This window comes from Roseiarcus sp., assembly GCF_049514155.1.
Taxonomy (GTDB): domain Bacteria; phylum Pseudomonadota; class Alphaproteobacteria; order Rhizobiales; family Beijerinckiaceae; genus Roseiarcus.
This window is the reverse complement of record NZ_JBEKVH010000018.1, coordinates 13,258-38,388: the sequence shown is the minus strand read 5'-3', so window position 1 is coordinate 38,388 and position 25,131 is coordinate 13,258. Positions and strand designations below refer to the sequence as shown.

Annotated in this window: 20 protein-coding genes and 2 pseudogenes; 14 read left to right on the top strand and 8 right to left on the bottom strand. The window is 63.7% G+C overall.

What is annotated here, in order from left to right:
* The 7 genes and pseudogenes from ABSF49_RS04410 to ABSF49_RS04380 all read left to right on the top strand — a co-directional run.
* Nucleotides 1-342, top strand: a pseudogene (locus tag ABSF49_RS04410) (branched-chain amino acid ABC transporter substrate-binding protein); the annotation flags it as partial.
* Nucleotides 343-400: 58 nt separating this feature from the next.
* The gene (locus ABSF49_RS04405; protein ID WP_424111414.1) at nucleotides 401-1,336 is read left to right on the top strand and encodes a branched-chain amino acid ABC transporter permease; all 936 of its coding nucleotides are present in this window, start codon (nucleotides 401-403) and stop codon (nucleotides 1,334-1,336) included.
* Nucleotides 1,333-2,592, top strand: a complete 1,260-nt coding sequence (locus ABSF49_RS04400) for a branched-chain amino acid ABC transporter permease (RefSeq protein ID WP_424111413.1) — start codon at nucleotides 1,333-1,335, stop codon at nucleotides 2,590-2,592. Before ABSF49_RS04405 ends, ABSF49_RS04400 begins: the two co-directional genes overlap by 4 nt.
* Nucleotides 2,589-3,341 carry an ABC transporter ATP-binding protein gene (locus ABSF49_RS04395; RefSeq protein ID WP_424111412.1) on the top strand — a complete coding sequence of 251 codons (753 nt, stop codon included), beginning with the start codon at nucleotides 2,589-2,591 and terminating at the stop codon, nucleotides 3,339-3,341. The genes ABSF49_RS04400 and ABSF49_RS04395 overlap by 4 nt, the downstream gene beginning before the upstream one ends.
* An 8-nt stretch (nucleotides 3,342-3,349) precedes the next feature.
* Nucleotides 3,350-4,045, top strand: coding sequence for an ABC transporter ATP-binding protein (locus ABSF49_RS04390; RefSeq protein ID WP_424111418.1), 696 nt, complete (start codon nucleotides 3,350-3,352; stop codon nucleotides 4,043-4,045).
* 445 nt (nucleotides 4,046-4,490) lie between these two features.
* Entirely contained in the window at nucleotides 4,491-6,119 is a 1,629-nt protein-coding gene (locus tag ABSF49_RS04385; RefSeq protein ID WP_424111411.1) for a tannase/feruloyl esterase family alpha/beta hydrolase, read from the top strand.
* 461 nt (nucleotides 6,120-6,580) lie between these two features.
* Nucleotides 6,581-7,567, top strand: a complete 987-nt coding sequence (locus ABSF49_RS04380; RefSeq protein ID WP_424111410.1) for a helix-turn-helix domain-containing protein — start codon at nucleotides 6,581-6,583, stop codon at nucleotides 7,565-7,567.
* A gap of 359 nt (nucleotides 7,568-7,926) precedes the next feature.
* On the opposite strand, the gene ABSF49_RS04375 is transcribed toward ABSF49_RS04380, so the two are convergent.
* Entirely contained in the window at nucleotides 7,927-8,190 is a 264-nt protein-coding gene (locus ABSF49_RS04375) for a hypothetical protein (RefSeq protein ID WP_424111409.1), read from the bottom strand.
* Between the two features lie 13 nt (nucleotides 8,191-8,203).
* Here ABSF49_RS04375 and ABSF49_RS04370 point away from each other — a divergent pair, with 13 nt between their 5' ends.
* The 5 genes from ABSF49_RS04370 to ABSF49_RS04350 all read left to right on the top strand — a co-directional run bounded on the left by ABSF49_RS04370 (nucleotide 8,204) and on the right by ABSF49_RS04350 (nucleotide 14,849).
* Nucleotides 8,204-9,019, top strand: coding sequence for an ABC transporter permease (locus ABSF49_RS04370; protein WP_424111408.1), 816 nt, complete (start codon nucleotides 8,204-8,206; stop codon nucleotides 9,017-9,019).
* 32 nt (nucleotides 9,020-9,051) lie between these two features.
* Complete coding sequence (locus ABSF49_RS04365; RefSeq protein WP_424111407.1) at nucleotides 9,052-10,053, top strand: sugar ABC transporter substrate-binding protein; 1,002 nt, start codon at nucleotides 9,052-9,054, stop codon at nucleotides 10,051-10,053.
* 160 nt (nucleotides 10,054-10,213) lie between these two features.
* Nucleotides 10,214-12,253 carry an ABC transporter permease gene (locus ABSF49_RS04360; protein ID WP_424111406.1) on the top strand — a complete coding sequence of 680 codons (2,040 nt, stop codon included), beginning with the start codon at nucleotides 10,214-10,216 and terminating at the stop codon, nucleotides 12,251-12,253.
* On the top strand, nucleotides 12,250-13,332 hold the full coding sequence (locus ABSF49_RS04355; protein ID WP_424111405.1) for an NHL repeat-containing protein: 1,083 nt from the start codon (nucleotides 12,250-12,252) through the stop codon (nucleotides 13,330-13,332). Before ABSF49_RS04360 ends, ABSF49_RS04355 begins: the two co-directional genes overlap by 4 nt.
* A complete protein-coding gene (locus ABSF49_RS04350) occupies nucleotides 13,329-14,849 on the top strand; it encodes a sugar ABC transporter ATP-binding protein (RefSeq protein ID WP_424111404.1) in 1,521 nt (506 codons plus the stop codon). Before ABSF49_RS04355 ends, ABSF49_RS04350 begins: the two co-directional genes overlap by 4 nt.
* A 300-nt stretch (nucleotides 14,850-15,149) precedes the next feature.
* Here the strand turns inward: ABSF49_RS04350 and ABSF49_RS04345 are convergent, their stop codons facing one another.
* The 4 genes from ABSF49_RS04345 to ABSF49_RS04330 form a co-directional block, all read right to left on the bottom strand.
* The gene (locus ABSF49_RS04345) at nucleotides 15,150-15,806 is read right to left on the bottom strand and encodes a 3-oxoacid CoA-transferase subunit B (RefSeq protein ID WP_424111403.1); all 657 of its coding nucleotides are present in this window, start codon (nucleotides 15,804-15,806) and stop codon (nucleotides 15,150-15,152) included.
* Nucleotides 15,796-16,461: a CoA transferase subunit A gene (locus ABSF49_RS04340; protein WP_424111402.1), complete on the bottom strand. Its 666-nt coding sequence runs from the start codon at nucleotides 16,459-16,461 to the stop codon at nucleotides 15,796-15,798. The genes ABSF49_RS04345 and ABSF49_RS04340 overlap by 11 nt, the downstream gene beginning before the upstream one ends.
* 153 nt (nucleotides 16,462-16,614) lie before the next feature.
* Nucleotides 16,615-17,784 (bottom strand): acetyl-CoA C-acetyltransferase, encoded by a 1,170-nt coding sequence (locus tag ABSF49_RS04335; protein WP_424111401.1) that lies wholly within the window; start codon nucleotides 17,782-17,784, stop codon nucleotides 16,615-16,617.
* Between the two features lie 43 nt (nucleotides 17,785-17,827).
* The gene (locus tag ABSF49_RS04330; RefSeq protein ID WP_424111400.1) at nucleotides 17,828-19,012 is read right to left on the bottom strand and encodes an acetyl-CoA C-acyltransferase; all 1,185 of its coding nucleotides are present in this window, start codon (nucleotides 19,010-19,012) and stop codon (nucleotides 17,828-17,830) included.
* A gap of 547 nt (nucleotides 19,013-19,559) precedes the next feature.
* On the opposite strand from ABSF49_RS04330, the pseudogene ABSF49_RS04325 reads away from it, so the two are divergent.
* Nucleotides 19,560-20,255: pseudogene (locus ABSF49_RS04325) on the top strand (GAF domain-containing protein); the annotation flags it as partial.
* Between the two features lie 177 nt (nucleotides 20,256-20,432).
* Nucleotides 20,433-21,599 carry a PucR family transcriptional regulator gene (locus ABSF49_RS04320; RefSeq protein ID WP_424111417.1) on the top strand — a complete coding sequence of 389 codons (1,167 nt, stop codon included), beginning with the start codon at nucleotides 20,433-20,435 and terminating at the stop codon, nucleotides 21,597-21,599.
* Nucleotides 21,600-21,606: 7 nt separating this feature from the next.
* On the opposite strand, the gene ABSF49_RS04315 is transcribed toward ABSF49_RS04320, so the two are convergent.
* The 3 genes from ABSF49_RS04315 to ABSF49_RS04305 form a co-directional block, all read right to left on the bottom strand.
* Nucleotides 21,607-22,512 carry an SDR family NAD(P)-dependent oxidoreductase gene (locus tag ABSF49_RS04315; RefSeq protein WP_424111399.1) on the bottom strand — a complete coding sequence of 302 codons (906 nt, stop codon included), beginning with the start codon at nucleotides 22,510-22,512 and terminating at the stop codon, nucleotides 21,607-21,609.
* 81 nt (nucleotides 22,513-22,593) lie between these two features.
* Nucleotides 22,594-24,090, bottom strand: coding sequence for a sugar ABC transporter ATP-binding protein (locus tag ABSF49_RS04310; RefSeq protein WP_424111398.1), 1,497 nt, complete (start codon nucleotides 24,088-24,090; stop codon nucleotides 22,594-22,596).
* Nucleotides 24,087-25,130, bottom strand: coding sequence for an NHL repeat-containing protein (locus tag ABSF49_RS04305; RefSeq protein WP_424111397.1), 1,044 nt, complete (start codon nucleotides 25,128-25,130; stop codon nucleotides 24,087-24,089). The genes ABSF49_RS04310 and ABSF49_RS04305 overlap by 4 nt, the downstream gene beginning before the upstream one ends.
* Between the last annotated feature and the right edge of the window lies 1 nt (nucleotide 25,131).

The following is a 25,131-nucleotide window of genomic DNA, read 5'->3' as shown; positions in this document are numbered from 1 at the left end:
ACGGAGTTCCGCGCCAAGGAGGGCATGAGCGTCTGGTATCCGCGCGGCGTCAATGCGATGCATACGCTCGCCAAGGCGATCACGCTCGCCAAGGCCGACGACGCGAAGTCCATCGCCGCGCAACTCGAGGGCATGAAGACCGAGGCCTTCGACGGCGGCGACGCCTGGATCCGCAAGGACGATCACCAGTTCTTCTCGGACCTGTCCGTCGCCAGCTTCGGCCCGCTCGATCCGGGCGCGAAGTTCGACGAAGAAGGGACTGGCTGGGGTTGGAAGACCATCGGCGCCGTCAAGGCGGTCGACACGGTCCTGCCGACCACCTGCAAGATGGAGCGTCCGTAACAGGAAAACGCGGCGGCGGGCCGACGCCCGCCGCCGTCCTGCGCGACTTGGGGCTCCGATGCTGCAACTCATCACGTTTTCGACCCTGAACGGCGTGCTCTACGGCATGTTGCTGTTCATGATGGCGAGCGGCCTGACGCTGATCTTCAGCATGATGGGCGTGCTCAACTTCGCCCACGCCAGCTTCTACATGGTCGGCGCCTATTTCGGTTTTGAGATCAGCCGCCGGATCGGCTTCTGGCCGGGGTTCTTCATTGCGCCGATCGCCGTCGGCGCGGTCGGGGCGCTGGTCGAGCGCTACGGTCTGCGCCGCCTGCACCGCCTCGGCCACGTCTCCGAACTGCTGTTCACCTTCGGCCTGGCGTTCGTCATCGAAGAACTCGTGCAGATGTTCTGGGGAAAATCGCCGGTCGATTATCGCGTTCCGCCTTCGCTGGATTTCGTCGCGTTTCGCCTGTTTGACACCACCTATCCGGCCTATCGCATGTTCATGTTGCTGACGGCGGTGGCGATGTTCGCCGCGCTGCTCGTCGGGCTGACGCGCACGCGCGTCGGCATCATCATCCAGGCGGCGCTGACCCATCCTGACATGGTCGCGATGCTCGGCCACGACGTGCCGAAGATCTTCATGCTGGTGTTCGGCGCGGGCGCCGGGCTTGCCGGACTTGCAGGCGTCATCGCCGGCCCGGCGCTGGTCACGCAACCGTCCATGGCCGCTTCGCTCGGGCCGATCCTGTTCGTCGTCATCGTCGTCGGGGGTCTCGGGTCGCTCGGCGGCGCCTTTGTCGCCTCGTTGCTGATCGGCTTGGTCCAGACCTTCGCCGTGGCGATGAACTATTCGCTTGCGGGGATATTCGGTTCGGCGGCGCCGCCCCTCCTCGGCGACCTCTGGCAGGTGACCGTCGCGGAACTCGCGCCGATCATTCCCTATGTCTTGCTCGTTCTGATGCTCATTGTGCGGCCGACCGGGCTTATGGGAACCCGCGAAACATGATTTCCGCCGTGCGTTTTCTTGCGCCTTGGGTGGCGATGGCCGTGCTGTTCGCCGTGGCGCCGCATGTCTTCGTGTCGGGCTCGGCGCTGACGATGATGAGCGTCATGGGCACGATGATCATCTTCGCCCTGTCCTACAACGTCTTGTTGGGGCAGACCGGCCTGCTGTCGTTCGGGCACGCGGTCTATTACGGCCTTGGCGGCTTCGTCGCCATCCATGTGATGAACGCTGTCATCCACGCCAAGCTCGGCGTGCCGGTGGTGATCATTCCGCTCGTCGGCGGGCTGGCCGGGCTCGGTTTCGGCTTCCTGTTCGGCCTCGTTTCGACCAAGAAGGCCGGGATCGTCTTCTCGATGATTTCGCTCGGCATCGGCGAGCTCGTGTCGTCGAGTTCGTTCATCCTGCGCACGTTCTTCGGCGGCGAAGAGGGGATCACCACCAATCGCTCGGCGTTGGCGCCCCTCTTCGGACATAAATTCGGCCCGCAGATCGAGGTCTATTATCTCATCGCGGCGTGGTGCTTCCTTTCCATCGTCGCGATGTACGCCCTGACGCGGACGCCGTTCGGGCGCATGTGCAACGCGGTGCGCGACAACCCCGAGCGGGTGGAATTCGTCGGCTATTCGCCGCGCGTGCTGCGCATGATCTCGTTCTGTTTCGCCGCCTTCTTCGCCGGGATCGCCGGAGGACTGACCGCGATCAACTTCGAGATCATGAACTCCGAGCAACTCGCCGCGGATCAATCGAGCCTCGCGTTGTTCATGGCCTACATCGGCGGCGTCAGTTCGTTCACCGGGCCGATCGTCGGCGCGGTGATCGTCACCTTCCTGCAGATCACCTTGTCCGACGTTTCGAGCGTCTGGCAGCTCTATTTCGGCCTGATGTTCATCGGCGTCGTGCTCTATGCGCCGGACGGCGTCGTCGGCTGGGTCAAGCTGCACCAGCAGGCGGCGCTGCGCGGGCAGCTGTGGCGGCTCGCGCCCTCCTACGCCCTGGTGGCGCCGGCGTTCGCCGCGGCCTGCGTCGGCGCGATCATGCTGATCGAATTGGCCAATCGGCAGTTCCAGCTGGTGCAAAGCGAGGGCTCGGCGATACGTCTGTTCGGCGTCAACCTCGACGCTGCGACCGCGCCGCCCTGGATCGTCGCAGTCCTGCTGTTCGGCGTCGGGGTGGTCGCAATTCGACTGCTCTGGCCGCGCATCGGCGACGCCTGGGGCGCCGTGAACGAGCGGCTCCATTCGCGAGATCCAGCATGACCGTCGCTCTCTCCCTGGTCGACGTGCACAAGAGCTTCGGCGCCACGAAGATCATCCGCGGCGTCTCGCTCGACATCGAAAGCGGCGAGCGACACGCGATCATCGGTCCGAACGGCGCCGGCAAGTCGACGCTGTTTCACCTGACGAGCGGGCGCATCCGACCGACTTCCGGCGATGTGCTCCTGCACGGCGAACGCATCACCGGCCTGCAACCGTTCGAGATCAACCGTCGCGGTCTGTCGCGCAGCTTCCAGATCACCAACATTTTCCCCAAACTGTCGGTCTACGAGAATCTGCGCTGCGCCACGCTGTGGTCGCTCGGCCACAAATACGCGTTTTGGCGGTCTATCGATCGGCTGCGCGACGTTCGCGAACGCTCGCAATGGCTGATGCAGCAGATCGGCCTGACCGCGCGCCGCGACGTGCCGGCGGGCGTGCTGACCTATGCCGAGCAACGGGCGCTGGAAATCGGCGTGACGATCGGCGGTGGCGCGGACGTCGTCATGCTCGACGAACCGACGGCGGGCATGAACAACAGCGAAACGGAACAGGCCGTGGCGCTGATTCGCAAGGTGACCGAAGGCAAGACGCTGGTGATGGTCGAGCACGACATGAGCGTCGTGTTCAACCTGGCCGATCGCATTTCCGTTCTCGTCTACGGCCAGATCATCGCGACCGACACGCCCGACCGCATCCGTGAGAACGCCGAGGTGCGCGAAGCCTATCTCGGACAGGTGAGCCAACAATGAGCGCTCCGTTGCTCGAAGTGGACGACCTCCACGCCTATTACGGCAAGAGCCATATCCTCCATGGCGTCACCTTCAACGTCCACGAGGGCGAGATCGTCAGTCTGCTCGGCCGCAACGGCGTCGGGCGCTCGACGACCATCAAGGCGATCATGGGCAACGTGCCGCCCAAAGGCTCGATCCGCTTCAAGGGCGAGGAGATCGCCGGCTGCAGGCCGCATCAGACGGCGCGCAAGGGGCTCGGCTTCGTGCCCGAGACGCGCGACATCTTTCCCGCGCTGACGGTTCGGCAAAATCTTCAGCTTGGCGAGAAGTCCGGCAAGGCGGGGGGCCGCTGGACGATGGGCGACATGTTCCGCATGTTCCCGCAACTGGAGGATCGCATCGACGCGCCGGGCGGGGTGCTCTCCGGCGGCGAACAGCAGATGCTGACGGTGTGCCGAACGCTGATGGGGGACCCAGACCTCATCATGATCGACGAACCGACCGAGGGACTCTCGCCGAAGATGGTCGAGCATATCGGCCAGTTTCTCGAGGAAATCGCCGGGCGAGGCGTCGCCATCCTGTTGGTGGAGCAAAAGCTAACGATCGCGTTGAAGATCAGCAAGAGGCTCTACGTGATGGGTCACGGCAAGATCGTCTACGAAGGAACGCCCGCTGCGCTCGAACAGGCTTCGGCGATCCGCAAGGAATGGCTGGAGGTCTGACCGCGGCCAGGGTCGGCGCAGCTCGGCTCGCGCGCGTCAGGGGCCGGATCGTCGACCACGATAACATCGGGCGGCCGACGCGCGAGCGCGATCGCCATTCGCGTCGGCGCCGCCGCCGCTGACGGCGAACATGACCCGCCCATCGATCGCGATCGAGCCAGCGGCTCGCTCATCGCCGCGCCGAACCGGTTCTTCAGTCGGCTCGGAACCAAGGACGCGCCGATCGTCTGGCGTCGCTTCTGCAGATTGGCGCGCGCCCGGAAACATCGACCACACGTTATGTGTTTCCCCGATATCCGTTATCCAAGCGTATGGCTGCTACGAACATTTACTTCGATCCTGCCGCCAGCCCTTTTTGTCGCCAAACCGGATGCGACGCAACGCGTCGGCGCTGCGCAAAGAAAATCGCATCGGCGCTAAGCGCGCCTCTGAAGGGGAGGATGGCATGGTGGACAAAAGCAGCCGCGCATTTCGGATGAAGCTCTTGGTTTCAACCGCAGTCGCGTTTTCAGCGCCCTTGTGGTCGGCGCCGTCGTGGGCCGCGGGATGCGAGGATCTGGCCAACCTCAAGCTTCCCGACACGACGATCAAGAGCGCGGAATCGATTCCCGCCGGCGACTTCACCACTTCCGACAAAGTGACGCGAAAAGACATGCCGGCGTTTTGCCGCGTGGTCGCTTCCGTAAAGGCGGCGCCCGACTCGGACATCGTCGTTGAGATGTGGCTGCCGAAGGATCAATGGAAGGGCGTGTTTCACGGCAACGGCAACGGCGGCTTCGGCGGCCTGCTCGTCCTCAGCTACGGGGCGATGGAGGCCGGGGTCAAACGGGGATATGCGTCTGCGACGACGGATATGGGGACAGCGCCGGCGACGCCCTTGAACGGCGATCCGCTCGTCGGCCACCCACAGAAATGGAAGGATTGGGGACTCCTGTCGACGCATGTGATGACGGTCGCCGGCAAAGCGATCGAGAAGGCGTTTTATGGCGGGGACCCCAAGCATTCCTACTACTCGGGATGTTCGACGGGCGGTCAGGAAGGGCTGATTGAAGCGCAATATTATCCCGACGATTACGACGGCATTCTGATCGGAGCGCCCGTCGTCAATCGGACCATGGGCCATGCCGCCGCCGTGTGGGATTACCGCGCTGCGAACTTGCTTCCCGGGCACAAGATCTCCGACGCCAAGCTGACGCTGCTGACCAAGGCCGCTGTGGCCGCTTGCGGCGGCAAGAACAACGGCCTCAAGTCGGATCCGTTTATCGCCGATCCCACCGGTTGCGATTTCGACTCCGCGAGCCTGACTTGCCAAGGCGCAGATTCGGACGCGTGCCTGACCTCGGGCGAAGTCGAGACCGCCAAGGCCTTCTATTCCGGTCCCATGAGCGGCGCCGGCAAAGCGCTCTATTACGGATGGCTGCCGGGGAGCGAGGCCGGACCCTTCAACTGGGGCTTCATCGAAACGCCGGCCAACGCCCCGGGGTCGCCCGCGTTCGGCGGTCTGTTCAAGTGGGTGTTCGGGGCCGACTGGAACTGGCGCGATTTTGATTTCGATCGGGATATGCCCAAGGTCGACGCTGAGCTTGGGCCGTCGGTCAACGGCGCGATGACCGGCGACATGAGCGCATTCAAAGCGCGCGGCGGGAAACTGGTCGTCTATCAAGGATGGGCGGACCCGCTGGTCGTCCCCTTCCAAACCGTGACCCTCTATAACGGGTTGGTCAAACAATTCGGCGGCCTGCAAGAGGCGCAAAATTTCGCTAGGCTCTTCATGGTTCCGGGCGTCGCCCACTGCGGCGGCGGCGCCGGTCCGAACGCCTTCAACTCTGCGTCGGTCGCCGGAGGAATCCCGCCATCGACCGATCCTGGTCATGACATATTTTCCGCCATGATCCATTGGGTCGAAGACGGCGTCGCCCCAACGCAAGTCGTCGCGACAAAATATGTCGACGGCAAGCCTGCCAGCGGCGTCGCCATGCAACGTCCGCTTTGTTCTTATCCGCAACGCGCGTGGTACAAGGGCGACGGAGACACCAACGACGCCGGCAATTTCACCTGCGCTGTAGACAAGTAGCTTTCGAGCGCAGCATAGCAAAGCGAGGTTTGAGACATTGTTCCGGCTCCTGTCTGTCGGCGGGGACCATTCCCGCCGACAGACGCTCGGTCTCATCGGCGCAAGGCCGCGATCGTCGCGGGGGCGAAGCCGCAGAGGCCGCACGCGCCCGCCAACTCACGAGCAATTGCGCCTCGCGATCGCGGCCGGCGCCGAACGCTTGCATGCGGCCGGCCCGCTCGATCCGGACCTGATCGAGGGCTGGGGGGAGGCGCGTCGATCCGGGCCCGCGGCGGGGCGCTCTTGCCCTTCGCAGGGGCCGATAGTAGGCTTTACGTCTGCACTGCGCGACGGATGCGAGCGCCGCTACGTTACTGATTTATCGGCGTTCGGCGGCGCCGGCAAGCGAGTCCGCGAAGGCCCTCGGGGCGACGCGACGGACATGGCTCAGGAGGCGTAAAAACGCCACTGGCTCGCTCGGAGTGGCGCGTTGGGAGGAAGCCATGCAGACCATTTTCGACAGCAAGACTCTTCCGGCCGCCAAACGTCGCCAAGCTTGGCAGGACGCCATCTGCGAAATCTATTTGCGGGTCGATTGTGCGGCCGAATCGCAAAGCTCCTATGACGGATTTGTTCGTGAGATCCGATTTGGCGAGGTGACCCTTACCGACACGCTGTCCTCGCCGCAGTCGGTGCTGCGCCAAAGCCGGCACATCGCCCAGCTCGAGAAGGATTGCTACTACATGGGGCTGGCGCAAAGCGGCAACATCAATATCCGCCAGGCCAAGTCTTCGATGACCATGCACGCCGGCGTCGGCGCTCTCTTCGACGCGAACGAACCCTACGAGCTGCGCTGCGACACCAAATTGCGTTCGTTCTGGGTCGAACTTCCGCGCCAGGCGTTTGCGAGCCGCTTCGCTTCGGAGCGGCCGCCGCTCACCGCGCATCTCAATCTCAGCCGCGGTCTTGGCCGAATCGCGGTTGAATTCTGCTCCGCGCTGGCGTTGGAGGGAGCCAATCTCGACCCGCAATCCCGAGCCAGGCTCGGCGAACAGTTCATGGATATCCTCGCTCTGGCGATCAGCGCGGAACCTGACCGCCGGCCGCCGGCTGAGGCGTGCGTGCAGAGCGGCCGCTTGCTGCTGGTGAGGAATTACATCGACGAGCACTTGAGCGATCCCAACCTATCGCTGGGCGACATAGCGAAGAAGAACGGCATTTCGCTGCGCACGCTTCATCAGCTGTTTCATCCGATGGGCATGTCGGCGTCCGAATGGCTACGGACGCGACGGCTACAACGCAGCTACGATCTGCTCTCCTCGCCGCAACACGAAACGAAATCGATCACGGAAATTGCATATTCCATCGGCTTCAATAGCTCGTCCCATTTCAGCAATCTCTTTCGCACGCAATTCGGCCTGCGACCGTCGGACGTGAGGAAGACTTCCGCCGCGTCGGGTCTTTCGTGAAAGACGCCTCCTTCGCCAATGGCGCGGCGTCGCTGCGCCAAGGCTTCGCCTGACCGGAACGGCGACGACGCGGCGGACTCGCTTCGTCTCGGCTCCGTATGGCGGGCGCGGGGGCATGAACTCCCCGCTTGCAAGCCGGAGAGGGCGGCTTCGAGCAAACGGCTCTCTTTCTTCGACTTCGGCGCGCTCCTCTGACTTCTGCGCCTTCTGAGCTTGGCCTCTTGCCTTGCGCGCAGGCGTCTCAAAGCCCTTGAGCCGAAGCCTTTCCGGCCGGCGAGGCGTCTCTCCCCATGATTCGCAAGGGCGATTTCTGCGCTGGCGAGCAAAAGCTATGCGCTGCCGCGCAAGCCGTCACACGATCAGGGGGGTAACGTCACATCATCGGCGCGGCTTGGTTTGACGAGAAAGAAATGAGCGCCGCCCGCGCAATCGCGCTTCGGCGTTTGAGAATAGCGATTTGAGGAAATCATGTTCGGGCGGTTGAGAAAGGTGTCCTGGACGCAAGAGAAGATCGTATTCTTAATCGCAATTTCGATGTTTTGCGTTTTCTCGTTCTCCCTGAACGGATTTCTGAGTTCTGGCAATCTTATTACCTTGGTGCGCAGCGTCTCCGTTCTGGGCATTCTCGGCGTCGGGATGGCGATTCTCGTGATCGGTCGCGGCATCGATCTGGCGATCGTCGCGATTTACGCGATGTCGGCCGCTTGGATGCTCCAACTCGGCAACCAGGGCGTCCCGATCCTGCTCGCCATGCTGACTGCGTATGGGTTCGCCTTGGGGGCCGGCCTGCTCAGCGGCGTGCTCATTGCCTACGTCGAAATGCCGCCGCTGTTTGCGACTCTGGGCATGGCCTCGTTCGTCTACGGCTTCGCTCGCTGGGCCCTCGTGCCGCTCTTCGTCGTCTATATGCCTCCCAGCGCCTCCGGCATCGCCTGGATCGGCGGCGGGTTTGTTTTCGGCCTGCCGACGCCGATCCTGTTCTTCGCCATCGTCGCCTTGCTCGGCTTCGCCTTCCTGCGTTTCACCAAAGCGGGGCGGTTCACCTACGCGATCGGCGACAATCCGGCGGCGGCGCGCATTTCGGGCGCGCCCGTGCGGCCGGTCATCGTCCTGCAATACGCGATTGCGGCGTCGGTCGCTTTCCTTGCCGGCATCATCACCGCGACGGCCGTCGCCAGCATGGACACCGCCGCCGCGAACTCATCGTTGATCTACGACGTCGTCCTGGTCGTCGTCATTGGCGGCATCGGCTTTTCAGGAGGGCGCGGCGGCATCCGCAACGTGATCGTCGGCACGCTGTTGATCGGCATCCTGCTGAACGGGATGACCATCATGAACATCGAATACACGCTGCAGAACGTGATCCGCAGTTTGATCCTGCTCGCCGCGATCGTCATCGACAGCATTCTCAATCCGCTCGACGAACAGATCTCGCAGCAGGGCGACATCTAGAACTTGGACCGCCAAATAAGGGAGGATATGGCATGAAAAAGGGAAACGTCTTCGCGACAATCGGGATCGCAATGGCGCTGTCGGGGATCGCGAGTTACGCCGTCGCCGCGGGCATGGATGACCCGAGACGCGCCGATTACTTCAAGACGTTCGACGGCAAGACGATCGCCTTCGTGCCGAGCACGATGGGCATCGATCTGACCGAGGGATGGGCTTCGGCGTTGAAACAGCAAGCCGATCGCCTCGGGATGAAACTCGAGATCCGCGACCCGCATCTCAGCGCCGACGTCGGCGCGCAAGCCATCACGGCCCTGATAACGGAAAAGCCGGACGTCATCATCGCTCATAATCTCGATGTCCAGTCTTATGCGAAGCTGCTGAAGCGCGCCGAGGACGCCGGCATTCACGTCATCCAGGTCAGCATGAGGTCGAACTACAATTCCGACGCCTATGTCGGCGCCGATTGGATCGCCGTCGGCGAAGCGGAGACGCAAGCAATCGTCGATCGCTGCGGCGCCGGGACAAGCGGGAAGGTGGCGATATTGGTCGGGCAGCCGACCGCCGGGTCGGATAGCGGCATGTTGAAAGGGGCCGAGAACGTCCTCGCCAAACATCCCGAGATCAAGCTCGTCGCCAACCAGGCGGCCGACTGGGACGCCAACAAGGCGCGCAACGTCATCGCGACCGTGATTCAGCAGAACCCGGATTTGTGCGGCGTGGTCGGGTTCTGGGACGTCATGGATCTGGGAGCGGCGGCCGCGATCAAGGAATCCGGCAAGTCGATCGCGCTGGTCACCTCCGGCGGCGGCGAGCAGATGGCGTGCGACAATGTCGAGAAGGGCGTGTTCCAGGAAGAGATCGCCTACCACGTCATGGACATCGGCCGCGACTTGAACGACGTGATCCAGGTGATCCTCGAGTCCGGGCTGCCGGCCGGCAAGGAGAAGATCGTCATCTACAGCCCGACCACCAAGATCACGAAGGAAACGCTCCGCCCGGGTCTGTGCTGGAGCGTGAAGAACCTGGAGAAGTAACCCCTCCGGTGGCTCATGAGAGCGCTGAGCCGCAAGAAACGTCTCAGCGCTTTTCTTCGTGCATTGGGAAGACGTCGCGATGATTGCCGAGTGGGTCACCAGGCTACGCTATCGATATGTCCCTGATCATGTCGTCGGCGAGTTGCTTGGCAGAAAGTGGGTGGACAACGCAATCCCCGTCTTCCTTCTCGTCGCGGTCACGGCCTACATGGCCGCGGCGATTCCAAATTTTCTCTCACTCGGAAGCATCGTCGACACCTCGCGGCAGATCGGCGAGTTTGGATTGATCGTGATCGGCATGGCGATCGTCATGCTGACCGGCGGCATCGATCTCAGCGTCGGCTCCAACTTCGCGCTCGCCAACTTCACCGCTCTGGCGCTGATCAACGTCGCCAAATGGCCGACGGAGGCCGCCATTGTCGCGACGATCGGCGTGGGGGCGCTCGTCGGGCTGATCAACGGCCTGCTGATCGGCTATCTCCGGCTACGCGCGTTTCTGACCACGCTCGTCACGTTGACGCTCATACGGGCGGTCGTCGAGTTCCTGCTGCAGATCTACTCGGTGCAGATCGCGTCGAGCGACGTGAGCTCCGATCTCTTCGACTTCGTCGGGACCGGGTCGGTCCTGGGCGTGCCTCTCAGTCTCGTGGTTCTGATCGTCATCGCGATAGCGGCTCATATCGTCATGACCCGGCTGCGCATCGGCTGGCGCATCGCGGCGGTCGGCGGATCGCGCCGCGCGGCCTACAACGCCGGCATCCCCGTACGGCGCACGGTGTGCCTGTCCTACGTCGTTTCCGGCATGCTCACCGGCCTCGCGGGCGTGCTCTATGCGGCGCGGCTTTCCGGCGTCGGTCCCGACACCGGCGTCGGCCTCGAGCTCACGGTCGCAACGGCGGCGCTGCTCGGCGGCAACAGCTTCGGCGGCGGGCGTGGCTCGATCGGCAAAGCGCTGATGGGCGCGGTCATCGTCTCGGTCCTGATCAACGGGCTTGTCAGGCTCGGCGTTCAGACCGGCGCGTCGGCGATGGTGGTCGGACTGGTCTTGCTGCTGGCGATCGCCATCGACGTGCGTTGGGGCAAATGGCGCAAGAGCCTGCAATCGAAGGTCTATGTGTCGCCGGGCTATCTGGCTTTGCCGCCCGCTCCGCGCTTCGACCCCGACGCGTCCACGCCCTACGCGATGAACGACCGCCTCGGCGGCGCTGAGATCATTGGTCTGGGCCAGATCGATGGACCCGAAGACGTCATTCTCGACAGGAACGACAACATTTACGCCAGTGCGCGGCAAGGCGACATCGTCCGCTTTCTCGCTCCCGACTACGCCCGACATGAAGTGTTCGCCCATGTCGGCGGCCGGCCGCTCGGCATGGCCTTCGACAAGGATGACCGTCTCCTCGTCTGCATCGCGGGCATGGGCCTCTATTGCGTCGACAAGCTGCGCAATATTCAAAAGCTGACGGCGGAGACGAATCGCACGCCGCTGTCGGTCATCGACGATTCCCGCATGCGGCTCGCCGACGATCTCGATATCGCCCCGGACGGCAAAGTCTATTTCAGCGAGGCGACGATTCGCTACGGGTTCGAGGAATGGGTCGTCGACTCGCTGGAAGGGCGCGGCAACGGCCGGATCATTCGCTACGATCCCGCGACGGGCGCCACGCGGACGATCGTGCGCAATCTTCTGTTCGCCAACGGCATGTGCATGGCTCACGACAACAAGTCGGTGCTGTTCGCCGAAACCTGGGGCTGCAGCGTCAGCCGCCTTTGGCTCGAGGGGTCGAAGGCAGGAAGGACCGAGAGCGTCATATCCGACCTTCCTGGACTTCCCGACAACATCAATCGGGGATCCCGCGGGACCTATTGGGTGGCGATCTCAGGCGTGCGAACGCCGGCGTACGATTTGGCGATGACGGAGCCGGCCTTCAGAAAACGCATGGCGCTCCGGGTGGCCGGCGACGAGTGGCTATTCCCCAACGTCAACGCCGGCTGTGTGGCGCGGTTTGACGACGACGGTCGCGTCCTCGAATCGCTGTGGGACCTGCACGGGAAAAACCACACGGCGATCAATTCGATGCGCGAGCATCGCGGCTATCTCTATGTCAGCGGCGTCACCAACAATCGGCTTGGGCGGGTGAAGCTCCCCGACGCCGATCCCGAATGGACTGGTCCGGGATCCTATTGGGGAGCGCGCCGATGAACCCGTTCAAGAACGCCGTCGACAGATGGCTTGGGCGTGGCGACGCGTCGATCGCCATGCCGCCGATGGACGGCGCCTTCCGTCCCAACGATCTGCTCGACTCGGCGCCGCCAATCATCGAGACGCCGGCGCCCGATTGTTTGGCCGTCACGTCGCAAGGCGTCGTCGTCTCGTCGCAACGCTCGCTGTTCAGCGTCGAAGAGCCGCGCGGCGCGCCGCTCGCTACCTTCGACGTCGAGATCAGCGCGCTGGCTGGATTGCCGGACGGCGGCGCGGCGGTCGGCTTGAGCGACGGCCGAATCGTTTTCGTCGGCGCCGAGCATGGCGGAAAGACAATCGAGGCCAGTCCTGAACTGACGTGCATCACCGCGCTGGCGCCCGCCCAGGGGGGAGCGCTGCTCGTCGCCAATGGATCGGCGTCGAACGGGCCGGCCGCCTGGAAGCGCGACCTGATGGAGAAGAACGCCTCCGGCTCCGTGTGGCGGATCGACCCCGCCAGCGGCGCGCGCAAGCAACTGGCGGGAAATCTCGCTTACCCTTATGGCCTGCTCGAGGAGGCCGATTCGGTCGTCGTTTCGGAAAGCTGGCGCAGCGCGCTGACGCGAATTTCATCCGGCGGCGGCGACCGCAGCGAGCCGGTGCTGGAAAACCTTCCCGCCTATCCCAGCCGCCTGTCGCGCGACGCAGACAATGCGATTTGGCTCGCCCTGTTCGCGCCGCGACGGCAGCTCGTCGAATTCGTGTTGCGCGAGGACCGCTATCGTCGGCGCATGATCGGCGAGGTCGACGCCGACTATTGGATCGCGCCCTGTCTTCGCGCCGGCCGGGCGCCGCTCGAGCCGACGCAGCAGGGCGGCGTCACGCAGTTCGGGTTGTTGAAGCCCTGGTCGCCCAGCTGGTCCTATGGGCTGGTGGCGCGTCTCGATCGCGCCTATCGCCCGAACGCCAGCCTGCACAGCCGGGCGAATGGGCGCCGCCATGGCGTCACCAGCTGCCTGTCGCTCCACGGACGACTGTTTTTCTGCGCCAAGGGCGATGGGGTCGTCGCCTCGCGCGCTTACGAGGGATTGGCGTCATGACGGCCGCGCCGCAAGCGGAAACGCCGCTCCTGGCGATGAGAAACATCACCAAGGAATATCGCGGCGTCGCCGCGCTGAAAGACATCGACTTCGATTTGCGGCGCGGCGAAGTGCACGCCTTGTTGGGCGAGAACGGCGCCGGCAAATCGACGCTGGTCAAGATCCTCTCCGGCGCGGTCGCGCCGACCCGAGGCGAAGTCAGCCTCGAGGGCCAGCGGATCCAGATCGCCGGCCCGGCGGACGCGCGGCGATACGGGATCGCGATGGTCTATCAGGAGACGAGCCTCGTCCCCTCGCTGTCGGTCGCGCAAAATCTCTATCTGGGCGACGAGAAGTTCTTCAACCGCCTGCGGGGAACCTATATCGAGGCCCAGCAACTGTTCCAGTCGCTGAACTTTCCCGTCGATCCGACGGCGGTCGTCCAGTCGCTCGGCACCGCGAAGCGGCAGATGGTCGAGATCGCGCGCGCGGTTCGCCTCAAGGCGAAAATCATCATCTTCGACGAGCCGACCGCCACTTTGACCCCGGAGGAAAAGCACTATCTGTTCGCCTTGATCGATCGTCTGCGCAAGGAACGGGTTTCGGTCATCTTCATCAGTCACGCATTGGAGGAAGCGCTCGAAATCTCCGATCGGATCACCATTCTCAGGGACGGCGCCCATGTCATCACCGGCGACGCCAAGACGTTTTCCCGCGAGACGATCATCCGCCACATGGTCGGCCGATCGCTGAGCGACGAGCTCTATGGTCGCGCGGCCGATGGCCGCGCGGTGCGACGCGCCGGAGAAAAGATCCTCAGCGTGCAGAATCTGTCGATGCAGAATGTCGTGCGGAATACGTCGTTCTCGATCTTTGCCGGGCAGATCACCGGCATCTTCGGCCTGGTGGGCTCTGGACGCACGGAGACGGCCAAGATCATCGCCGGCGTCGCCAAGCGCGACTTCTTTCACGGCGGCGACGTGCGCCTCGGCGGCAGCCCCGTGCGCTACCGGACGCCGCGCCAGGCGGTCGGCGACGGCGTCGTCTATGTCACCGAAGACCGCAAGAGCGAGGGCCTCTTCGAGACGATGTCGGTGGCGGAAAATATCTATATCGGACAAATTTCGAGCCGCGAGTCGCACGGATTTGTGACGAACATGAGCGAGATGCGCGAACTCGCCGCCAGCTGGTCGAAGAAGATCAACGTCAGGACGCTGAACAGCGACGCTCGGGTCGTCGAGCTTTCCGGCGGCAATCAACAGAAGGTAGTGATCGCCAAGGCGCTGGTCCAGAAGCCCAAGCTGGTCATATTCGACGAGCCGACGCGTGGCGTCGACGTCGGCGCCATTGCCGAGATCCACAATCTGATCGCCACGCTCGCCGACGACGGCCTCGCCGTGATCGTTATATCGTCCTACTTGCCGGAGATCCTGAGCTTGTCTGACCGAATTCTCGTCTCGCGACAAGGCCGCATCGTCGAGGAGCTTTCGCCCGGCGAAGCGACGTCGGAATCGGTGATGTTCGCGGCGGTCTATTAGCAGAAGGCGTTGTCGTTTCGCCGACAGCCGACGCGCAGGCGCTTCGGCCGACCACCGCCGCTCGCCGGGATCGCGGAACTTTGGCTAGACCGAGACGTCGAGCGCCCGATCGCCAAACTCGAGTTCGTCAAGCGCCGGATACGCAGCTGCGTGAGGCGCGATTGGTTTGGCGCGAAACGGATCGGCAAGGCGCGAATTGCCGCGCGCCAAAATTGCGCCAGACTCCTGCGCCGGCTCACGCGCGCGCGCGAACCGGCGCGAGATGTTTTGGCGCTCTTGGATCCGCGTTTTCGGCTCCATTTACGCGGCGAGCTTCATCTCCGGGATTTGCGGCGGCAGGATCAGCTTCGCTTCGGTCGCCGCCACGACCTGGTCGACGGAGACTCCCGGCGCCAGTTCCCGGACGACGAGGCCTTCGTCGGTCGGCTCGATCACCGCGAGCTCGGTGACGATGAGACTGATGCGCCGGGCCGAGGTCAACGGCAGCGTGCATTGCTTCAGGATCTTCGGCTTGCCCTTGGCGGTATGGATCATCGCGACGATGACGCGCTTGCATCCGGTGACGAGATCCATGGCGCCGCCCATGCCGGGAACCATCTTGCCCGGAACCACCCAATTGGCGAGCAGGCCGCGCTCGTCGACCTCCAGGCCGCCGAGCACGGTGAGGTCGACATGGCCGCCGCGGATCAGGCCGAACGAAAAGGCGCTGTCGAAGGCGCAAGCGCCCGGCACAGCGCCGACGAGGGCGCCGCCCGCGTCGCCGAGAAAGTAGTTCTCCAGACCTGGGTGAGGCAGGGCCGCCAAGCCGATCAGCCCGTTCTCCAGCTGAAAGAACACGTCGACGCCGGGCGGAAGGTAATGGGTGACCATGGCGGGCAACCCAATGCCGAGGTTGACGAGGTCGCCGTCCTTGAGTTCGAGCGCGATGCGGCGCGCGATGAGTTCCTTAGCGTCCATTGAGCTTCTCTCTTTCCACCAAATGGTCGACCAACACGGCCGGCGTGACCACATCGTCGGGCGGGATCACGCCGACGGGGACGATTTCCGCCGCTTCCGCGATGACCGTCGCGGCCGCCATGGCCATGATCGGATTAAAATTGCGCGAGGTGAGCGCATATTCGAGATTGCCGATGTGATCGGCGCGGTGCGCTCCGATCAGGGCGAAATCCGCCGTCAGCGGCAATTCGAGCAGGAACATCTTGCCCTCGATCTCGATCTGCCTCTTACCCTCTGCGACGACGGTCCCGATGCCGGTCGTGGTCAGGACGCCGCCCAGACCGTAGCCGCCCGCCCGAATGCGCTCGACCAGCGTCCCTTGCGGGCACAGTTCGACGATCGTTTCGCCGGCGATCATTTGGCGCCCGATCTCGGGGTTGGTGCCGATGTGCGAGGCCACCATCCGCTTGATCGCTTTGGCGTCGACCAAGCGGCCGATGCCGACTCCGGGACGCGCCGCGTCGTTGCCAATCACCGTCAAGTCCTTGCGTCCCTGACGCAACAATTCGCCGATCAGTCGATGCGGCGAACCGACACCCATGAAACCGCCGATCATCAGCGACGCGCCGTCGGGAATCATCTCGACCGCTTCCGCTAGCCCTATAGCCTTGTGCATGGTTTCGCTCTTCGTTGGTTTCCGGAGGCTGCGCCGTCTCAAGAAAGCGTCCTGCGCGCCCGCCCTAAGGCGCGCCGGACCGATTGGATTGCGTTCTTGAATTTGTTCCCAATTCCGATGGGCTCGCGTCTTGCGAAACGACCGTTCGGCCGCCTAGCGCTCGACGCACATGGCCACGCCCATGCCTCCGCCTACGCACAGCGTCGCGAGGCCTTTCTTCGCGTCGCGGCGCCGCATTTCGAACAGCAGAGTCGTCAGCACCCGCGCGCCCGAGGCGCCGATCGGATGGCCAAGCGCGACAGCGCCGCCGTTCACATTCACTTTCGCCGCGTCCCAGCCGAGGTCCTTGTTCACCGCGCACGCCTGCGCCGCGAACGCCTCGTTGGCTTCGATCAGGTCGAGGTCGCCGATCGTCCAGCCGGCGCGCTGCAGCGCCTTGCGGCTGGCGGGGATGGGTCCCGTGCCCATCAACGCCGGATCGACGCCGGCGGCGGCGAAGCTGGCGATGCGCGCCAATGGCCGCAGTCCGCGTCGTTCCGCCTCGGCCGCGCTCATCACCACCAGCGCCGCGGCGCCGTCGTTGATGCCGCTGGCGTTGCCCGCCGTCACCGTGCCGTCCTTGATGAACGCCGGCCGCAGCTTCGCCAGAGCTTCGGCGGTGGCGTCGTGGCGGATGAACTCATCGTTCTCTACGACGACGTCGCCCTTGCGGCTCTTCACCGTCACTGCGACGATCTCGTCCTTGAAGCGCCCGGCCTTCTGCGCCGCCGACGCCTTTTGCTGGCTGGCCAGCGCCAATGCGTCCTGGTCCTCGCGGGTGATCTGATAGGCTTTGGCGACGTTCTCCGCGGTTACGCCCATGTGGTAGCCGTTGAAGATGTCCCACAGCCCGTCCCTGATCATGGTGTCGACCAGCGACAGGTCGCCCATCTTGACGCCCGAGCGAAGATACGCGGCGTGCTGCGACAGGCTCATGCTCTCCTGTCCGCCGGCGACGACGATCTCGCTCTCGCCGGTCACGATCTGCTGGGCCGCCAGCGCCACCGCGCGCAATCCGGAGCCGCACACCTGGTTGACGCCGAACGCGATCTTGTCGTCGGGCACGCCGGCGGCGCGGGCCGCCTGTCGCGCCGGGTTCTGGCCCTGATTGGCGGTCAGCACCTGGCCGAGGATCACTTCGTCGACCGCCGCAGGCTCCAACTTCGCCCGCGCCAGCGCCGCTCGAATCGCCGCCTCGCCGAGCTGGTGGGCCGGAACCGCGGCGAAGGCGCCGTTGAAGCTGCCGATCGCAGTCCGCGCAGCGGCGACAATCACGATGTCCATCTTTGTCTCCTCACCCAATCTCAAATGCATTTGTGTGGGCCGCTCAGGCGACCTCGAACAATCCGGCGGCGCCCATGCCGCCTCCGATGCACATCGTGACCACGACATGGCGAACCCCACGCCGCTTGCCTTCAATCAGAGCGTGGCCGACCAATCGCGCGCCCGACATGCCGTAGGGATGGCCGATCGCGATGGCGCCGCCGTCGACGTTGTAGATGTCCGGATCGATGCCGAGGCGGTCGCGGCAATAGATAGTCTGGCAGGCAAACGCCTCGTTCAGCTCCCACAGCCCGATATCCGCGATCTTCAGGCCGTGCAGCGCCAGCAGCTTCGGCACGGCGAAGACGGGACCGATGCCCATCTCCTCGGGGGCGCAACCGGCGACGGCCATGCCCCGATAGATTCCCAATGGCTGCAGCCCGCGTTTCTCCGCAATCTTTGATTCCATGATCACGCAGGCCGAGGCGCCGTCCGAGAGTTGGCTCGCGTTGCCCGCCGTGACGACGCCGCCTTCAATGACCGGCTTCAGATCTCGCAGGGCCTCGTATGTGGTTCCTGGCCTGTTCCCTTCGTCCTTTGTCAGCGTGATTTCTTTGAAAGATTTCTCGCCGGTGACTCGGTCGACGACTTCCATGGTCGTACGAACGGGAACGATTTCGGCGTCGAGCCGGCCCGCCTCTTGCGCGGCCGCCGTGCGCCGCTGAGACTCGAGCGCGTATCGGTCCTGCGCCTCGCGCGCGACGCCGTACTTCTCGGCGACGAACTCCGCGGTCTGGAGCATCGGCATATAGGCGTGGCGCGCCTTGGCGATGACGTTCGGGTCGGCCTCCCGCCGCACCCAGTCCGTGTAGGCGTTCTGCACCATGGAGATGTTGTCGTGTCCGCCGCCGACGGCGACGTCCATTCCGTCATGGGTCACTTGCTTGGCGGCGGTCGCGATCGCCATCAGTCCCGACGAGCACTGGCGGTCGATCGTTTGTCCTGGAACCTCCAACGGAAGTCCGGCGGCGATGGTGGCGAAACGCGCGATATTGCTGCCTGCGGTGCCGGCGGCCAGAACGCAGCCGATGACGACGTCCTCGATCTCGCCGCCTTCGACGCCCGAGCGCGCCACGGCGCTTCTGATCGCGTGGCCCAGAAGCGTCGGCGACTTCGTCGCGTTGAACGCGCCCTTGAACGCCCGACCGATTGGCGTTCTCGCTGTCGAAACGATAACCGCTTCTCTCATGATATACTTTGATCCGTCTGTGGAAGGCCAAGGAGTCCCGCGTTCAACAATGCTTCGTCCCTCTGATCGGATGCGTTGCGCCACCGAACTTGAGGCTAATAAGCGTAGGTCGGGCCGTCAAAGTGAATGTTAGTATGAGCCACAAAATCGGATAATATGTGTATTGCAGGCACACCAGCGATGGTTCCGGACCGACGCAAATGAGCGGAGTCACCGCGAGAAGTCGGCCTCGTCCTTGCCGTCAAGCTGGGCTGGCGTGGATTTCGTCGGCGATTTAGCGAAGGACAACGCGGACGCTAGAAATCTGACCCCGTTTCTTGTCGGAGGGTTGGACGCGATCTTCCGCCGGAACGCGCCGGTCAGCGCCGACAGTAGAGACGCCATGGCGACCCGAAGCGATCAGCGGCCGCGGAAAGGCGGCGGCTTGGCGCGCCTCGACGACGCGGCGACGCTGTTGGCTCGCCTTGCGGCGGGGTTCCTTTTGCGCGGCCGGGGTAGCGGATTCGCATACGAAAGAGCAATTTTTACGTCGACTTGATACGCTTCCGTGGTCTATGAATGTGGCGTCAGGGCGGATCCCCTCCGGCTTGAGTTCGGTCCCTTTGCAGAGGATCGGGAGGGCTGCTTCGTGACCGGCAACGTTCTTCCAATCATCGCCACCATCCTCGAAAAGACGGCGCTCGGCGCGCACGATTCCGAAATCGTCGAATTGATCGAGACGGTGCGAGAGGCGTCGCCCTCGGCTTCGATTGGACATGACATTGAGCGGCTGCATCTTCATCTGAACGCCGTCGGCCAGGTCATCCGCGAAAGTCGAGTGACCGAACGCGGTCTCAACCTGCTGAACGAAACGACCCACGATCTCGCCAGCACCTTGGCGTTGCAGGACCTCCTGCGCACGATCGTCAGTCGTGCGCGCAGCCTTGTCGGCGCCAACGTCGCCTACCTGACGCGGCTCAATGAAGATCACAGCATCATGCGGACGGTCGCGGCTGAAGGCCTGATCTCTCCGGCCACCTGGGAGCTCTCGGCCAACATCGGCGTCGGCGCCGTGAGTCTCATCGTCAGTTCGATGAGTTTCTTCGACACCCAGGATTATCTCGGCGACCAGCGATTCCGGCACACGGATTCCTTTGATCGGGCCTTCAAGGCCGAGAGCATCGTCTCTCTCGCCGGTTTCCCGATTCTTTCGGAAGACAAACTGCAGGGCATTCTGTTCATCGCCGACCGCTATCATCGCAAGCTGTCCGGGCGCGAGATTTCCGTGTTGGGCTCCTTCGCCCTCCACGCCGGCGTCGCCATGCGCAACGCCCACGCCTTCACAATGCTTTCGGAAGCGCTCGCCGAGGCGGAGCGCAACCGCGTCGCGCTGATCGACTACATTCATCGGGTTGACGTTTCCGCCGCGGCGCATGACGAAATGACTTCGCTGTTGGCCAAGGGCACGGAGTGGCCGCTCTTCATCCAGGGCATGGCCGACCAGATCAATGGCGCGATTATTTTATACGACGAGGCCTTTTCGGTCAGAGAGCGGTTTGCGTCGACGGCCTATCGCGGACAATTGGCCGAGGATCTGAAAGACGGCAAGATCGATTCGTCGTTGCTGATCAGCGCCGTTTCCAAATCGCGCCACAGCGGGCAATCGGTCGTCATGCTCGATGTCGGTAACGAGCACTGTCGCGCTATGGCTCTGCATGGCGGCGCCGGGCGCGGCGAGAGCCTCGTCATCTGTCACCTGGGGGAACTCGATCCGATTGACATCCGCAATCTGGAACGCAGCACCGTGGCGCTTTCGATCGCGAAGCTGTGGAGCGAGAAGCGCGAGACGGAACAGTTGATCGCTTCATCGACCCTGCTGCGACATCTCATTCTCGTCAACCCGCCCGACGCCTCGACAATCTCCGCGATCCGCGACCGTCTGAAGATAACCACGGATCAGCCCGTGATGCTGGCGCTCATCGCGCTGTCCGGCCTTGATCGCGCCGAGCAAACGACGATGATCCGCGAAGCGGCGGCAAAGACGAATCTGCTCGTTGATCTCGTCAACGACACCTACTTGGCCGTCGGTCCCGAAAAGTCGATCCGCGCTCTGCTTCAGACTTTGCTGCGCCGCCGGAAAGGATGGGAGATCGGCGGCGTCGTGTCGGATCCGTTCTCGGATCTGACGCAATCCGCCGTTCGCTATGCGCAAATCGAACAGGCGCTTCTCGTGTTGCGCAAGATGAACCGCCTCAATCGGTTCGTCGAACATTCTCAGGTCAATCTCTTCGCCAAGCTGTTCGAGGTCGGCGACGCCTCGCGCATAGCGCGATATGTGGAGCAGATCCTTTCGCCGATCGAGGAGCGGGATCCGCGGCAGAAGACCCAGCTCAAGAAGACGCTGCTGTGCTACATCGACAGCGAGCACAACATCGTTCGTACGGCCGAACTTCTTGGCGTTCACGTCAACACGGTGCGCCAACGACTGGACACGCTGCGTGAAATCACCGGCGGTTGGGACGACCCGATTGCCGCGCTGGAATTGCACGTGGCGTTGCGCCTCGACGCGATCACCGCGCCGCCGGAGCGGGCGTCGACGGCGCCTTAGAACGTCCTCAAGAAGGCGACTGCCGTCTGGCGAGGCTGGCCAGCTCGGCGAATTTCCGTGTTTGCGACAAAGCGTCCTCTAACGGGTAGGTCGCCGCGCGGGCGATCTCGTTCCAGCGAGCCGCGATCGTATCGGGCGAACGCTCGGCCTCGTCGAGATAGACGCCTCGCGTCTCTTGAATGCGCGTCACGGCGAAGACGCCGGCGCCGGCGCCGAGGATGACCCGCGAGGGCGCGCCGTCGCCGACGAGAAACAGCACGGCGGGCGTCACCGATTCCGGCGACAGCAGCGCCGCTTCGTCAGGCGTCAGCAGACCGTCGGTCATCGCGGTCGCCGCAGTGGGGGCCAGGATGTTGACGCGGATATCGTATTTCGCACCTTCGATATGCAGCACGTTCATCAGCCCGATCATGGCGGCCTTTGCGGCGCCGTAATTGGCCTGGCCGAAATTGCCGTAAATGCCGGAAGCCGAGGAGGTGAAGACGATGCGGCCATAGCCGCGCTCGCGCATGCCGTTCCACACCGCCTTGGCGCAATTGGCGGAGCCGGTCAGATGCACGCGAACGACGCGATCGAAGTCGCTCATCTCCATCTTGGCGAACGATTTGTCGCGCAGGATGCCGGCATTGTTGACCAGGATGTCGATCCGGCCCCATTCCTTCTCGGCGCGCGCGACCATCGCCGTGATCTGCTCGAAATTGACGACATCGGCGCCGTCGGCCATCGCGACGCCGCCGGCGGCGCGAATCTCATCGACGACTTTCAGCGCGCTGTCGGAGGCCGCGCCGTCCTTGCCGATGTCGTTGACCACCACCTTCGCGCCGCGCGACGCCAATCCCAGCGCGTGGCAGCGCCCGAGCCCGCCGCCCGAGCCGGTGACAATCGCGACTCTGCCGTCGAAGCGAATGGTCATGTTTCTGGGCTCTCCTTCACGGAACACAATCGTCCTCGGCGCGCCGCCGATCAGCGAAGCGGAGTGGAATTTGCTTGCCGATCAACGAATCGCAGCGTCGAGGATCTTCTCGGCGGTGGCCTCCGATCGCGCGAATTCCGCGGCGATGGCGCCGCCTTTGGCCACCAGAATGCGATCGGAGAGGTCGAGGATCTCAGGCAGATAGGACGAAATCAACATCACGCCAGCGCCGCTGTCGGCGAAGGCGCGGATGATCTCGCGAATTTCGGCGATGGCGCCCACGTCCACGCCTCTGGTGGGCTCGTCGAAGATCACGAGCTTCGGCTTCTGCGACAAAGACTTGGCGAAGACGACCTTCTGCTGGTTGCCCCCGGAGAGATACAGCACCTTCTGGTCGTTGCTGACGCGACGGATCGAGAGACGGTCTTCCCACTCGCTCGAGATCGCGCGCATCTTCGCAAACGGGGCGACAACGGCGCTTCGCGCGAATTTCGCCAGCCATCCGAGCCCGATATTGTCCTGCACCGTCATCATGTCGAAGAGGCCCTCGAGCTTGCGGTCCTCGGTGACATAGGCGATTCCGGCCTCCACCGCCTGCGAGGGCACGCGATATCGGATCTCGCGCCCCTCCAGCCAGATTTTGCCGCCGCCAAAGTTGCGTTTGGTGTGTCCCATGATGACTTTGGCGACCTCGCTGCGCCCCGAGCCGATAAGCCCGGCGATGCCCGTGATCTCCCCCGGAAATATTGAAAACGACATGTTATTGACGACGCTACCCCAGCGGATGTTTTCCACGCGGAGCACGGGGAGCGCGGATCGGGCCGCGCGGACCCTGCGGGGCGCCGGCTGACGCGCTTTGAGTTCTTCGCCGATCATGTGGTGAATGAGACTGTCGCGGTCAAACTCGCTCGCCAGCCCGGTCTTCATCAATCGGCCGTTGCGGAGAACCGTGATGCGATCGGCGTACATCAAGGCCTCTTCCAGCGCGTGCGAGATGAAGATCATCGCCACGCCGGCCTTTTGCAGCGTCCGCATGAATTCGAACAGGTGATCCGCCTCTTCGGGCGTCAAGGTGGCGGTCGGTTCGTCGAGAATGATGATCCGAGCGTCATTGAGCACGGCTCGCGCGATCTCGACCATCTGGCGTTTGGCGGCGGACAGCGAGCCGGCCAATTGCGATGGTTCAACATTGAAGTTGAGGCGCTGAAGCACTTGTCGCGCCGCGTTTCGCGTTCCCCGGACGGAATTGAATACGCGCTCGCGCCCGAGAACCATGTTCTGCGCCGCGGTCAACTGCGGAACGAGGCTGGATTCTTGATACACCATCGAAACGCCATAGGGGGCCGCGTCTTTCGGCGCGGTCAAATGGACTTCCCGCTCGTCGATGAACAGACGGCCTTCCGAGGGCAAGATGACGCCCGCGATCACTTTGCATAGCGTGGACTTGCCTGCGCCGTTCTCCCCGACAAGAGCGTGAATCTCGCCCGGGTACAGGTCGAAATTCGCGTTTTCGAGTACGGGTATGCCGCTGTAGCGCTTGGTGATGCCTTCCAGGCGAACGATCGGACTACGGCTCATATCGCATGTCCCGCGGAGTCGAGTTTCAGGATCGCGCCGCTGCCGCGGCTTACGGCAATCAGGGCTCCGTTCCAGGAGACGACATCGGAAATGGCATGACGGACGCCGTTTGCGCGCGAATGAGCCGCGCTGACCGGCATCATGGCGAAGTCCGTCTCGATCAGCAGCCCGTAGGAGAATGACGGCGCCCAAGGCTTAATTTCCCCGAACAGGCGGGTCGCTCCGAGTTCGATTGGGAAATCATGACTGAATTCTGGAACCACGCGTGGCGATATCCAGTGCTTGGGTTCGATTCTGGCCTTCATCCTCGCCACGAACTCGGGCTCTGTCTTGAGAAACTCGATCAGCGCATCGCGCCGCGACAAGCAAGCGATCGCATATCCGTTGTCGATCCTGCGGATCCGACCGAGATAGGCCGGATACCCCGCCTGCAACACCCGACCCGACGCTTCGACGACCCGCGCGCGTTCCAATTCGGTCACCACCAGCGCGCCGTTGGGCCCGACGGCGACGCCCATCGGACAATGCAGTCCCGTCGCGATGACCCGCGTCTCGCCGGATCGGCTTATTTCGATCAATTGGCCCCGCGCCGCCGAATCCCAAGGCGCAATCGAAAGAAGCGGCTCGTCCGGCCGGTAGCCGTGATCGACGACAACCAGCTCGTCCTCGGACAGAAAGAGACAATCGGCGACCGCGCGCGGACTGGACGTCGGCGTCCAGCCGGCCAAGGATTCGCCGGCCGCATCGCGCACGACGATCCGCCCCCCCGAAAGACCGATCGCGATGCGCCCACCCCCGCTTGCGGCGAGCGCCGACACCGGGGCGTCAAAGCTTCCCCAGAGTTCGGGCTTCATGCCCCATTGCTGAATCCGAAACACGTTCGAACCCGACGAGGCCAAGAGCTGGCCGGCGCCGTCCACACAGACCGCTTCGGGCGCCGCCATCGGAATGGCGTCGGCTTCGTCAAGGCGACCATTGGGGCCCAAGGCGCCTTCCAAGGTCATCGTTATCGTTTTTTGTTTGTCGCCCCGGAAGAACACG